Consider the following 13,489-nt stretch of genomic DNA (forward strand, 5'->3'; position numbering starts at 1 on the left):
TAATATGTATTTGTTAAAAATATATATATTCTGGTTTTCCCTGCACAGATTGAATTTCATAGCTGGCACGGCTATCGTCACGCATGCTTTCCGCCCCGCCTTCCTTCCGCACCGCCGCGTCCGCGCTGGCGAACGACATCCGCGCCGACATCATCTCGGGGCATCTGCCGCCGGGCGGGCGGCTGCGCATCAAGGAACTGTGCGAGCGCTACGACAGCGGGGCGATCCCCCTGCGCGAAGCCCTGTCGCGGCTGGCCACCAGCGGTTTCGTCGTGGCCGAGGACCAGCGCGGCTTTCGCGTGGCCGACGTATCGGCGGCCGAGCTCACCGACATCACCGACACGCGCATCCATGTGGAGTGCGAGGCGCTGCGCCGCGCCATCGCGCAGGGCGGGCTGGACTGGGAAGAGCGCCTGGCCGGCGCGCACTACCGGCTGGGCCGGGTGGCGATGCGGCTGCCGGACGGCGCGGGCCTGAATCCGGATTGGGAACAGGCGCATGCGGCCTTCCATTCCGCGCTGATCAGCGGCAGCGGCTCGAATTCACTGATCGCCATCGCCGAGCTGCTGCGCGACCAGACGGCGCGCTACCGGCATCTGTCGGTGGCGGGCGCGTCCGGGGCCGCGCCGGAGCCCGAACGCGACGTGGCGCGGGAACACCGCGAGCTGCTGGACGCCACGCTGGCGCGCGACGCGGCCCGCGCCTCGGACCTGCTGGCCGGGCATCTGCGCCGCACCACCGAGCTGGTGCTGGCGCATGCGTCGCAGCAATGGGGCGCGCGCTAGGGTTTCAAGCGCGCCGTCGCCTGCCGCTCAGCGGTTGATGATCATCGTGTAGACCGGCGCTTCCCGCGAGCGGTCGACGAAGATGTACGCCGTGCCGTCCGAGCAGAAGTTCGCCACTTCCGCGCTGCCGCCGTCTTCCAGCTGCACCCAGTTGTCGATCTGCAGCAGCAGCCTTCCGGCGGGCACGCCCTGCGCGCCGTTGGCGGTCCAGTACGGCACGCCGCCGAACTTCGTGCGCCATTCCGAGGCCCAGTCATGCGGGTGCGCGATCTCCTCCGGCAGGCCGTCGTGCAAGCCGTAGTCGTAGAACGCGGACTCCAGCTCGGCGGGCGCGCCATCGTCCGCGATGCGCCAGTCGGCCGCGACGAGTTCCGGCAGGATCTCGGGCGCGCCGTCCTCGGCATGCGCGGGCGGCGCGGTCGGACCGTCTCCCAGTTCCGCGCGCGGCACGGTGAAGACCGCGTTGGCGCCGCCATCCTCTTCCCAGAAGCTGCAGATGCTGTCCCACTCGCACTTGAACGCGTACAGCACTTCGTCGGCGCGCAAGGGCAGCGCGGGCGAGGCCTCGTCCGCCGCCGGCCCGGGCGCCTGCAGCAGATGGCTCATGGGCCGGCCGCATTCCGCGCACACCGGCCAGCGCGCGACGGGCAGGCCCCAGGGCAGGCCGCCCAGCTTGTGCGCGAGACCTTGCGCGGCAACGGCGCGATACCGGGGGTAGTGACTGAGCATGGGGACTCCTGGGAAAACAACGCGAAGGAAAGGGCGCGCGGCGCGAGCGGGCCGCCGGCCGGCCATCATTATTCCAGACGCGCCATGACGCGCATGCGTTGGCAATGCGCGACGTTTCGTGCCCGACGTGTTGCCCGCGTTCATGAGCGCGCGCTAGAATTCGCGCTCTCTCCATCAAGCGTGTTTTCCCTGGAGCCACACGTGTCCCGCACTTTCGTCATCCGCTAATCGCCGACGACTGCCGCAAGCAGCTCGATCCGGCGCGGTCTGCGCCTGCATGGGCTGCGGCACTGCCTGCGTTCCCCCAGCCTGCCATGAGGCCGCGCGCGGAACCCGACACCCGCCTCCTTTTCCTCGCGACTCTGTTTCCTGCTGCTTTCAGGCGGGACAGCGACCTGACACGCGCCCGCATCGTTCGTCGGCCCATTCCTGGTCCCAGGCCCTTGCGCGCCAATAACGCGGCGGGCGACGAATCATGCATCACGACGATATCCATTCCATCCTGAAGTACCCGCGCACGCCGCATCTCGAAGGCTCGCGGCTGCAGCCCGGCGACAGCGCCGCCGACCAGGCGCCGCTGGCCTCGCTGGCTGGCCGCCATGTCGTCATCGAGGAAAAGCTCGACGGCGCCAATACCGGCCTGTCGTTCAGCGGCGCCGCCGACCTGCTGTTGCAGTCTCGCGGCCACTACCTGACGGGCGGCGGCCGCGAACGGCAGTTCAACCTGTTCAAACAATGGGCCGCCGCGCACGAGGCGCGGCTGCTGCACGCGCTCGAAGACCGCTATGTCATGTATGGCGAGTGGACGTACAGCAAGCATTCGGTGTTCTACGACTGCCTGCCGCACCATTTCCATGAGTTCGACGTCTATGACCGGCGCGAGGGCGTGTTCCTGTCGACGCCGCGCCGCCACGCGCTGCTGGGCGGTTCGCCCGTGCTGTCGGTGCCGGTGCTGTACGCCGGTCCGATGCCGGCGCGGCCCGCGCAGCTGCGCGCCTTGCTGCGCTGGTCGCTGGGCAAGAGCGCGGGCTGGAAGGACAGCCTTCGGCAAGCCGTGGCGCGCGAGGGGCTGGACTGGGACCTGTGCTGGCGCCAGACCGACGGCGCGGACCTGTCGGAGGGTCTGTACCTCAAGATCGAGGACGATCGCCAGGTGCTGGCCCGCTACAAGTTCGTGCGCCGCGACTTCGTGCAGACCATCCTGGACAGCGGCTCGCATCATGCGAGTCGTCCCATCGTGCCGAACGGGCTGGCGCCGGGCGTGGACATCTACGCCGAGCGTCCTTGCGTGACCTGGGAATCGCTGGGACTGCGCACGACGCTCGGGCTGGACGCGCTGGACGCCATCGCCAGACCGCGCAAGTGAGCGCGGCGGGCGGGCAAAATAAACGAATCGGGAGAACCGACATGAATTGGAATCAAATGCAGGCGCTCGTGCCTGCCCCCGGCCAGGCGCCGGATCACGCGCGCTGCCTGGAAGCCTTCCCCGTGCTGGAACTGGCCAAGGCCACGCCGCAGGAGCCGCGCTATCACGGCGAGGGCGATGTGTGGACGCATACCTGCATGGTGATGGATGCCTTGCTGCAATCGGCCGACTATCTGGCGGCGACGCCGGACGAGCGCGGCGTGCTGTTCTTCGCCGCGCTGCTGCACGACGTGGCCAAGCATCGCACCACGGTGGTGGATCCGGTGACGGGCCGCATCGGCCAGCCGGGCCATTCGCGCAAGGGCGCGGTCGACGCGCGCATCCTGCTGTGGGAGGCCGGCGCGCCCTTCGTCTTGCGCGAGGCCGTGTGCCGGCTGATCGCGGTGCACCAGGTGCCGTTCTACTGCCTGGAGGACGCGCGCCGTCCGGTGTCGCCGGCCTGGACGGTGCACGAGCTGTCGTGGCAGCTGGACATCCGCCTGCTGGCGGCGCTGGCCGAGGCCGACATGCGCGGCCGCATCTGCGCCGACCAGGCGCGCGTGCTGGACAGCATCGAGCTGTTCCGCGAGCTGGCGCGGGAAGAGGGCTGCTACGGCGCGCCCAAGGCCTTCGCCGACGCGCATACGCGGCTGAGCTATTTCCGTGGCGCCGACGTGCATCCGGACTATCCGCTGTTCCAGACGCCAGGCTCGAAGGTGACGCTGATGTGCGGCCTGCCGGCATCGGGCAAGGACTCCTGGGTGCGCGAGCAGCGCCAGGGCCTGCCCGTGGTGTCCTATGACGACGCGCGCGAGGCGCTGGGCCTGAAGCACGGCGAGAACGACGGCAAGGCGGCGCATCACGCGACGGACATGGCGAAGGCGCTGCTGCGCGAGGCCCGGCCCTTCGTGTGGAACGCCACGCACCTGAGCCGGCAGATGCGCTCCAAGGCGCTGGACCTGTGCTACGCCTACGGCGCCGAGGTCCAGATCGTGTACCTGGAACAGCCGCGCGACGAGCTGCTGCGGCGCAATGGCAAGCGCGACACCACGCTGAGCAACAAGGCGCTGCTGGGCATGCTGCACCGCTGGGAACTGCCGGTTCCCAGCGAGGCGCATGAGGTCCGTTACGAGGTCGAAGGCGCGGCCGCGTAGCGTCTCGCGGGCCGCCGGCCTGGCCGCGCGGCCCTACGACTAAAGTCCGATGCGCCCGTTCGGGCGCATCGCTAAGCTCTGGAAAAAATCCCTTCTAGTGTCCGCCGCGCAACCCGGCTCGCGGCCCGCCACGTCTCGCCTTCCGGCCACTGGCGTGCGTCATCGCGTTGTGGGCACGCTTCCAGGAAGCCCAGACATGAACCGCATCTACAAGCTCGTCCGCCACCGTGTCTCGGGGGCGTGGATCGTCGTATCCGAAATCGCGCGCGGGCGTGGTCCGGGGGGCGGCGTCCGGCGCGCTCGTGCGGGCGCTGTTCGGCGAGGCGCGCTGTCGGGTCAAGGCTGTTTGCGGCCGGCGGCGCTAGTTGCGTTGCTGGCCGTTTCCGCGTTGTTGAACGTGAGCCGGGCCCAGGCGCCGTCGATCGAGTCGGGAGGGGGTATCGGCCAGGTCAACGTGCCGGCATTCCAGGATGTGGCGACCTGGGACTATGGATCCGCGGCGTTGGAGGTGGGCCGCGTCGCGGGGGACTCCGGCTCGCTGGACATCAAGAACGGCGCGCTGGTCAAGAGCAATGGCGGGCGGCTTGGAACGGTGGAGGACTCCTCGGGCAGGGTGGACCTCGACAAGGCGGAGTGGCGCGCGGGCAATGGTCCCCTGGTGGTGGGAGAGGCCTGGAGTGGCATGGTGGTACTCCTCAACGGCTCCAAACTGACGAGCGGAGCCGCCTACCTGGGGCGTCAGGCGAAGGCATCGGGCACGGTGGTGGTGGGCCAGGCGTCGGAGTGGAACGTGGGCGCCGGGCGGATCCTGCTGGGCGAATATGGCAGCGCCTATCTGTTGATGGACAGCAAGGGCAAGGTGGCGGCGGGTTCGATCCGTCTGGCCGACCAGCTGCTCGCGCCACCATTGCCCAACGAGACCAACCCTTCCGCGGGACTGATGGCGTCGGGCGGGAGCATCGTCGAGACGGGGCAGATCGAGGCCGGCGATGGCGCGCGCGCATCGGCCACCTTCAATGATGCGATCCTGCGCTTGACGGGCGATCAGTCGAACCTGTTCATGGGGTTCAAGCAAGGATCGGTTTCGATCGATACCGGCGGCTTGACCATCGACACGCAAACGCATGATGTCGGCCTTGCCATCGGCTTGCAGGGAGGAGGCGGACTGACCAAGGCCGGTTCGGGCAAGCTGACGCTCGGCGGCGTGAACAGCTATGCCGGCAGCACCGATGTATTGGAGGGCACGCTGGCCATCGGGTCAGGTGTCACGCTGGCGGGCGGCGAGGGCAATCTGGCGCGGGACGCGGGCACGCAGGCATCGGTAACCGTCACCGGGGCGGACGCGAAGTGGGACACGGGCGCCAAACCCATCAACGTGGGCCTTGCCGGCAAGGGCGAGTTGACGATCACGCAGGGCGGCAGCGTCAAGAGCGTGGGCGGCAACATCGGGGTGAAAGGGAGCATGCCCAGCACGGCGACCGTGGCGGACCAGAGGTCCGAATGGGATCTGGACGGCGGCATGCTGTTGGTAGGCCAAAACGGGGCGGGGATCTTGACCATCAAGGCGGGGGGCAAGGTACGCAGCACTGGCGCGGTGATCGGCCATGACCCGTCCTCGTCCGGCACGGTGACGGTGCAGGACGCGGCGTGGGATATGGGGAGCGGTACGTTGATCGTGGGCAGATCTGGCGCTGGCGCGCTCAACATCGAGCAGGGCGGCGTCGTGACCAGCAGCATGGCCATGCTCGGCGCCGTAGCCGGTTCGTCGGGCTCGGTGACCGTGGCGGGAGGCAACGCCAGATGGAGCCTGGGCAGCGGCAGCCTGATGGTGGGCTACGGAGGGCCAGGCACGCTGATCATCAAAGATGGCGGCAAGGTGATGAGCAATCTGGGGACAATCGGTGGCGGCGCGACCGGCGCAACAGGTTTGGTAACGGTCAGCGGAAAAGACGCCGAATGGGATGCGGGATCGGCCTCGGTAGTCGTGGGCTTCGAGGGCAGCGGGACGCTGAAAGTCCTGAATGGCGGCAAGGTGAAGAGCACGGGCGGGACGATCGGGCCAGCCTCGTCGGGCGCATCCGGTGAGGTGACGATCAGCGGGCAGGATGCCGCATGGAATGCGGGAACGGGGCAGCTGACCTTGGGCATGGGTGGCTCCGGCGCTTCGCTGAGCATCGATGACGGCGGGCGGCTGACCAGCAACGGCGGCCTCATCGGCAAAGGGAACCACCCGGCGGGAAGCGCCACGGTCGTCATGCGTGGCCGCCTGACTGTCTGGGACGCGCAGGCCGGCGGCAATCGCCTTGATGTGGGCCCGTTCCAGGGCGGTGAGCTGCGTGTCGAGCAAGGCGCGCGGCTGCTGACCAATGAGGCGAATGTCGGGTTCGGCGTCAGCATGTCGGGCGAGTTCGGCCGCGTGAGCCTGAGCGGGGCGGATTCGGAGTGGGACGCGGGCGCGAACGCGATCGTGTTGGGCATCGCTGGCGGCAACGGCGAACTGGCAGTCATGAGCCAGAGCCGGGTCAAGGCTGGCGCGATCATGGTCGGCGGTAATCCCGCCTATCCAGGATCGGTTGGCGTGGGTGTGTTGCGCATCGGCGCCGGCGCCGTGATCGAGACGGGACAGGTCGCCAAGCTTGCCACGGGCGCCGGCTCCGTCATCGTCGATGGCGGCCTGCTGCGCCTGACCGGCGACCAACCCAACCTGTTCGCCGGTCTCAAGGCCGGCGACATCCAGCTGGAGGCGAACGGCCTGACCATCGACATCAACCGGCCTTATAGCGCCACCGCCGTTGCCGGCCTGTCGGGTTCGGGTGGTCTTACCAAGACCGGCATGGGCACGCTGATACTGGACGCGCCAAGCAGCTATCAAGGACCGACCATCGTCGAAGAAGGCGTGCTGCGGGCGGGCGCCAACGGCAGTTTCGTCGCCAACGGCAGCTATCTCATCAATAATGCCGGCGCGCTGGACCTGAACGGCAAGGCGCTGACGATGGGCCAGTTCGGCGGGAGCACGGGCCTCGTCTCGCTGACCGGCGCCTCGCTCACCGTCGATCAGGCGGCGAACACGACGTTCAACGGCTTGATTGTCGGCTCGGGCGGCCTGATCAAGCGCGGCGCAGGGACGCTGACGCTGACGGGTACGACCTCCTATTTCGGCGACACCGAGGTGTACGGCGGCAGCCTGCGCTTTGGCAAGGGCGGCAATAGCGGCTCCGCCTGGCTGCCGGGCAGCGCCACGGTCCACGCGGGCGAACTGGCGGTGGATGACGGCACGCGGCTCAGGATCGACGGGCGCCTGACGCTGGCCGACGGCGCCAGGCTCTCGCTCGCGGCCCACGCGCAGGATCCGGCCTTGCGGGCCGGCGAGCTGAAGATCGGCAACAACGTCGCGCTCAACCTCTCCGGCATCGCCAGCCTGGATGGCTCGCCTCGGACGCTGATCGCCTCGGGCGACCGGATCGACGGCGACTTCGGCGCCATTTCGGTGGGCGGCGTCGCCGGTCCCGCGGACTATCTGACCGTCAACACCAGAAAATCACCGGACGGCAAGGCGTACCGGGTCGCCTACGACCTGAGCTGGACGGCGGCCAGTAACCTGGCGCATGGCAGCTTCACCGTGGACGGCCTGTTCACCGTCGGCGTCGGGCTGACCGACCAGAGCGTCACGGCGGGCAGCGCCTGGAACGGCAAGACGCTGACCAAGGCGGGCGCCGGCACGCTGGTGCTGACCGGCGACAACCGCTACACCGGCGGCACCCGCAACACGGCCGGCGTCTTGCAGATCGGCGACGGCGGCCTGACTGGCTCGATCCTGGGCGACGTGGTCAACGACGGCACGCTGGTCCTGAACCGCGCCGGCGCGCTTACGCTCGCGGGCAATATCTCCGGCGCCGGCGGCTTGCGGCAGATCAGCGCGGGCACCGTGACGCTGGCGGGCGACAACAGCTATGGCGGCGGCACCGAGCTGCGCGCCGGCGCCTTGCAGGTGTCGCGCGATGCAAATCTGGGCGCGGCATCAGGCGCATTGCTCTTCAATGGCGGCTCGCTGGCGACGACGGCGGACTTCGCCACCAGCCGGTCGGCGACGCTGTCGCAGACCGCCGGAATCGACGTCGCGGCCGGCACGACGCTGGCGATGAGCGGCCGGCTGTCCGGTCCGGGCAGCCTGCTCAAGACCGGCGCCGGCACGTTGCGGCTGGCCGGCGCGGGCAACGCCTATGGCGGCACCCTGGTGCGCGCCGGCACGCTGATCGGCGATGCCGCTTCGATCTCGGGCGGCATCGGCAATGGGGGTACGGTGGTGTTCGAACAGGCCGCCGATGCGCGCTATGGCGGCGACATCGGCGCGCTGGACGGCGCGCGCGGCCTGATGGTCAAGCGCGGCGCGGGCACGCTCACGCTGGGCGGCATGTCCGCGCTGGACTGGTCCGTCGAGGCCGGCGGCCTGGTCATGTCGGCCGAGCGGATGGCGGGCAACGCGGCCATCGCCAGCGGCGCCTCGCTGACCCTGGACCAGGCCGGCGACGCCGCCAACGCCAGCCGCTATTCGGGCGCGGGCGCGCTGATCAAGACCGGCGGCGGCACGCTCACGCTGAATGCCGACAGCAGCGCCTACACGGGCAGCACCGTCATCAGCGGCGGCGGGCTGCGGCTGGCCGACGGCGCGAAGCTGGGCGGCAGCCTGCGCGCGCAGGCCGGCACGACCCTGAGCGGCGCCGGCCAGCTGGGCTCGGCCAGCATCGACGCCGGCGCCACGCACGCGCCCGGCAATCCGATCGGCGCGCAGGCGATCGCGGGCGACTACGTGAATCGCGGCACCTTGCTGGTCACCGCCACGCCGGCGGCGCAGAGCCGCCTGGACGTGGCGGGCCGGGTCGATATCGGCGGCGCGACGCTGGACCTGCGCCTGTCGCCCGACGACGCGGCGGCCTGGCAGCCGCAGGCGGGGCCCTATGTGCTGATCTCCAAGCAGGGCGCCGGCGCGGTCGAGGGCAGTTTCGCCAGCGTGCGCAATCCGCTGCTGTTCCTGGATGCCAGCGTCAACAGCGCGGGCGGCGACGGCAACGACGTCACGCTCAACCTGGCGCGCAACAGCAAGCAAGCCGGCAGTCCCGCCAGCACCGGCAATCAGGCGGCCGTGGCGGCGAGCATCGACGCCTTGCCGCAAACCCACGAGGTCTGGCGCGCGTTCATGCTGAGCACCGACGCCGACGGCGCCCGCCAGGCGCTGACCCAGCTGTCCGGCGATATGCATGCCGGCGTGACCTCGGCGCTGGCCGCGCCCAGCCTGGCGCCGGCGTCGCGGAACGGGCTGGCCGCGCTGCGCGGCAATCTGTCCGCGCCGCTGGCCGCGGGCGCGCCCACGGCGGCGGCGGGCCTGAGCGATGCGCCGGCCTCCTCGGCGGCGCTGCCGCGCGCCGCGACTTCGCCCATGTGGGCGCAGCTGAGCGGCGACTGGCGGCGGCTGGCCAGCGACGGCAACGCGCCCAGGTTGAGTCAGAGCAGCACCAGCCTGACGATCGGCGGCGACGCCGCCGTGGGCGGCGGCTGGCGCCTGGGCGGCGCGTTCGGCTACACCGATGCGCGCCTGAGCGCGCAGGACCGCGCCGCCAGCGCCAAGATCGGCAGCTACACGGCCACGCTTTACGGCGGCAAGGGCTACGCGCTGGGCGCGGGCACGCTGAATGTCACGTTCGGCGGCGCCTACAGCTGGCACGACATCGATTCGCGCCGGCAAGTGCGCTACGGCAGCCTGGACCAGAAGCTGACCGCCGGCTATCACGCCAGCACCACGCAGCTCTTCGCCGAGACCGGCTATGCGATGAAGCTGGGCGATGCGGTGGTGGTCGAGCCTTTCGCGGGCCTGGCCTGGAGCGATCTGCGCGTGCGCGGCTTCAATGAATCGGGGGGCTCGGCGGCGCTGTCGGGCCAGGCGCAGAAGCAGCGCCTGACCACCAGCCTGGCAGGCGTGCGCGGCCAGTGGCAGCCCGATGGCACGGCCATCGCGTTGCGTGGCATGCTGGGCTGGCGTCACGCTTATGGCGGCCTGAAGCACTCGGCCACGCTGGCCTTCGACCAGGGGCCGGCATTCAGCGTGGCGGGCACGCCGATCGCGCGCGACGCGGCGCGGGTGGAGCTGGGGGCGGACCTGGTGGTGGTCCGTAATCTGACGGCGGGCTTGAGCTACGCCGGCGAGTTCGGCGGCGGCAGCCGCCAGCACACGGGCTCGCTGGACCTGCGCTGGCGGTTCTGACGCACCGGGGCGCGTTGCCGGCGCCGGGCAGGGCTTCGATGCGTCGTCCCGGGCGGCCAGGGGGGATTTCTTGCGGGCGTATCTGCGGGACCGCCGCTAGCCCAGGTGCTCCACGTTGCCGCAGACCGAGATGCTCTGGCCGCTGATCATCGCGCCTTCGTCCGAGCACAGGAAGGCGACCTGGTTGGCCACGTCCTCCGGCTGCGTCATGCGGCGCAGCGACACGCTGGAGACCAGCTGCGCCCGCATCGCGTCGTTGCTGACGCCGCCGGCGGCGGCGCGCGCGGCGATGACGCGCTCGACCCGTTCGCCGGCCACCACGCCCGGCAGCACGGAATTGACGCGGATATTGGACGGGCCCAGCTCCATGGCCCAGGTCTGCGTCAGGCCGGCCAGCCCGAACTTGCTGGCGCTGTACGGCGTGCGCAGCGAGAAGCCGAGCCGGCCCGCCACCGACGAGATGTTGATGATGGCGCCGCCGCCGGCCGCGCGCAGCAGCGGCACCGCGCCGCGCGCGCACAGGAAGGTGCCGGTCAGGTTGACTTCCAGCGTCTGGCGCCAGGCGTCCAGCGTGGTGTCCTCCAGCCGGCTGGTGGGGCCGGCCACGCCGGCGTTGTTGACCAGCGCGTCGAGCCGGCCCCATCTTTCGGCCAGGTCGCGGTACAGGTCCAGCACCTGCGCTTCGGACGACACGTCCGCCACGCTCACGCTCAGGTTCGGATGGCTGCCGGCCAGGGCGCGGCAGGCGTCGGCGTCCACGTCGCAGGCATGCACGCGGGCGCCGGACGCCAGGAACTTGCGCACGATCGCCAGGCCGATGCCGTTGGCGCCGGCGGTGACGAGGATGTGCTTGTCTTGCAGGGATAGGCTCATGGGAATCTCAGGTTGCGTGTGGCGGGGGCGCGCTCAAACGGCGAACTCGGGCCTGGGGCCGTCCGTGCGCGGCAGGCCCATGATCTGGCGCGCTTCCGCCGGCGTGGCCGGCTCCATGTCCAGTTCGCGGATGATGCGCACGATGCGCTCGGTCAGCTGCACATTGGTGGCCAGTTCGCCGTGGCGGTAGTACAGGTTGTCTTCCAGGCCGACGCGGGCGTGGCCGCCCAGCAGCAGCGCGCTGATGTTGGCCTCCAGCTGCGACGGGCCGATGCCGCTGACGCAGAACACGCTGTTCTTGGGCAGCAGGTCCACCATCATCTGCAGGTGGCGCGGCGAGAAGGGCATGGCGTTCTGGAAGTTGCGGTGCACGTTCATGACCAGGTTGATGAAGGGCGGGCCATCGTCCAGCCCTTCGTCGATCAGCGTGGTGGCGTCCTGGATGATGTGGGTGGGGCTGAACACCTCCCACTCGGGCTTGATGCCGCGCGCCTTCATGCCGACGGCCAGCTCGCGCGCCTTGCTCAACGGCGTGTTCATCAGGTATTCGCGGTCGCCGAAGGCCAGGTTCAGCGTGGTGGCGTCCAGCGTGCACATCTCGGCGCCGGCGTCCATGCCCTTGAGCCGTTCCTCCCAGGCGATTTCCCAGTTGCCGGGCGAGGTCTCGCGGATCATGTCGCCGTGCACGCCGCCGCCGGTGGAGTTGTTCAGCACGATGTCGCAGCGCTCGCGGATGCGCTGGTTCATGTCGCGGTAGATGGCCGCGTCGCAGGTGGCCTGGTCGTCGGGCCGGCGCGCGTGCAGCGCGACCACGCTGGCGCCGGCGTTGTAGCAGCGGTAGACGTCCTCGGCGATTTCGGCCGGCTGGGTGGGCAGGTGGGGGTTCTGGCTCTTGAAGGCCATGCCCCCGGTGGGGGCGATGGTCACGATCACTTTGCGTTTTGCCATGGCTGGTCTCTTGAGTGTCGGGCGCGGCTTATTTCCACAGCGCGCAGCGGCTTTCCGATTGCTTGGTGAAGGCCTCGTTGCCGTCGATGGTCTGCACCACGTTGAAGTAGTCCCAGGGTTCCTTGGACTGTTCCGGCGTCTTGACCTGCAGCAGGTACATGTCGTGGACCACGCGGCCGTCCGGGCGCACCACGCCGTCCTTCAGGTACAGGTCGTTGAGCTTGTTGGCGCGCAGATAGGCCAGCACCTTGTCGGCGTCGTCGGTGCCGGTGGCCTTGACGGCGCGCAGGTATTGCAGCGCGGCGGAATAGTCGGCGGCCTGCAGCGACGAGGGCATGCTCTTGTGGCGCTTGAAGAATTCGCGGCTCCAGGCGCGGGCGGCGTCCGAGCTGTTCCAGTACCAGCTGTCGGTCAGGTACATGCCCTGCGTGGCCGGCAGGCCCATGGCGTGGATGTCGTTGATGAACATGATCAGGCCGGCCAGCTTCATGGTCTTGGTCAGGCCGAATTCATTGGCCGCCTTGATCGCGTTGGTGGCGTCGGCGCCGGCGTTGGCCAGGGCCAGGATCTCGGCCTTGCTGCTTTGCGCCTGCAGCAGGAACGACGAGAAGTCGCTGGACGACAGCGGATGCTTGACCGAGCCCAGCACCTTGCCGCCGCCGGCCTGCACCACGCTGGTGGTGTCGGCCTGCAGCGCCGCGCCGAAGGCGTAGTCGGCCGTCAGGAAGTACCAGGTCTTGCCGCCGGCCTTGACCACCGCGTCGCCGGTGCCGCGCGCCAGCGCCACGGTGTCGTAGGCGTAGTTCAGCGTGTAGGGCGTGCACTGCTCGTTGGTCAGCGCCGGCGCGCCGGCGCCGACCACGATGATGGGCTTTTTCTTGTCGGCGGCCACGCGCGACATGGCCAGCGCGGCGCTGGAATTGGTGCCGCCGATCAGCATGTCCAGGCCCTTCTGGTCGAACCACTCGCGCGCCTTGGCCGAGGCGATGTCGGCCTTGTTCTGGTGGTCGGCGGTGATCAGCTCGATCTTCCTGCCGTCGATCGCGCCGCCCATTTCCTCGATGGCCATGCGGATGGCCTCGACGCCGCCGGGGCCGTCGGGGCCCGAGTACACGCCGGACAGGTCGGTGATGAAGCCGATCCGGATGACGTCGTCCGAGAACTGCGCCTGGGCGGCGCCGGGGCCGACGGACAAGGCGGCGCCGCACAGGGCGGCGGACAGGGCGCGCGACATTGACAACATTCCAGTCTCCTCTTATGTTTTTTGACCCGATGGGCTCTCTTATTCTGTGGCCGGGCCTGTCGCGCGGACAGTCACCATGGTGACAAAGAATCCTAG

At 69.6% G+C, this 13,489-nt stretch carries 8 protein-coding genes and 1 pseudogene; 5 read left to right on the forward strand and 4 right to left on the reverse strand.

All coding sequences use genetic code 11. From position 1 onward, the window contains the following. The first annotated feature begins 83 nt into the window (after window positions 1-83). Window positions 84-785, forward strand: a complete 702-nt coding sequence (locus tag AC6LJ9_RS05070; protein ID WP_498146678.1) for a GntR family transcriptional regulator — start codon at window positions 84-86, stop codon at window positions 783-785. A 27-nt stretch (window positions 786-812) separates the two neighbouring features. Here the strand turns inward: AC6LJ9_RS05070 and AC6LJ9_RS05075 are convergent, their stop codons facing one another. Then, window positions 813-1,514, reverse strand: coding sequence for a hypothetical protein (locus AC6LJ9_RS05075; RefSeq protein ID WP_498146679.1), 702 nt, complete (start codon window positions 1,512-1,514; stop codon window positions 813-815). 475 nt (window positions 1,515-1,989) lie between these two features. Here AC6LJ9_RS05075 and AC6LJ9_RS05080 point away from each other — a divergent pair, with 475 nt between their 5' ends. From AC6LJ9_RS05080 to AC6LJ9_RS05095, 4 genes and pseudogenes are all read left to right on the forward strand, one after another. Further along, window positions 1,990-2,880 carry an RNA ligase family protein gene (locus AC6LJ9_RS05080; protein WP_498146680.1) on the forward strand — a complete coding sequence of 297 codons (891 nt, stop codon included), beginning with the start codon at window positions 1,990-1,992 and terminating at the stop codon, window positions 2,878-2,880. A gap of 41 nt (window positions 2,881-2,921) precedes the next feature. Next, the gene (locus AC6LJ9_RS05085) at window positions 2,922-4,073 is read left to right on the forward strand and encodes an AAA family ATPase (RefSeq protein WP_498146681.1); all 1,152 of its coding nucleotides are present in this window, start codon (window positions 2,922-2,924) and stop codon (window positions 4,071-4,073) included. Between the two features lie 196 nt (window positions 4,074-4,269). Next, a pseudogene (locus AC6LJ9_RS05090) lies at window positions 4,270-4,398 on the forward strand (ESPR-type extended signal peptide-containing protein); the annotation flags it as partial. Window positions 4,399-4,443: 45 nt separating this feature from the next. Continuing rightward, on the forward strand, window positions 4,444-10,329 hold the full coding sequence (locus AC6LJ9_RS05095) for an autotransporter domain-containing protein (RefSeq protein WP_498146752.1): 5,886 nt from the start codon (window positions 4,444-4,446) through the stop codon (window positions 10,327-10,329). 96 nt (window positions 10,330-10,425) lie between these two features. Here the strand turns inward: AC6LJ9_RS05095 and AC6LJ9_RS05100 are convergent, their stop codons facing one another. From AC6LJ9_RS05100 to AC6LJ9_RS05110, 3 genes are read right to left on the reverse strand one after another with little or no spacing between them, the layout of a single operon-like run. Continuing rightward, window positions 10,426-11,202, reverse strand: coding sequence for an SDR family oxidoreductase (locus AC6LJ9_RS05100; protein WP_212317243.1), 777 nt, complete (start codon window positions 11,200-11,202; stop codon window positions 10,426-10,428). A 33-nt stretch (window positions 11,203-11,235) separates the two neighbouring features. Then, the gene (locus AC6LJ9_RS05105) at window positions 11,236-12,150 is read right to left on the reverse strand and encodes a beta-keto acid cleavage family enzyme (RefSeq protein ID WP_212317241.1); all 915 of its coding nucleotides are present in this window, start codon (window positions 12,148-12,150) and stop codon (window positions 11,236-11,238) included. Window positions 12,151-12,178: 28 nt separating this feature from the next. Continuing rightward, a complete protein-coding gene (locus AC6LJ9_RS05110; protein WP_249205132.1) occupies window positions 12,179-13,384 on the reverse strand; it encodes an ABC transporter substrate-binding protein in 1,206 nt (401 codons plus the stop codon). Between the last annotated feature and the right edge of the window lie 105 nt (window positions 13,385-13,489).

The organism is Achromobacter sp. 1011811831, from assembly GCF_059760905.1.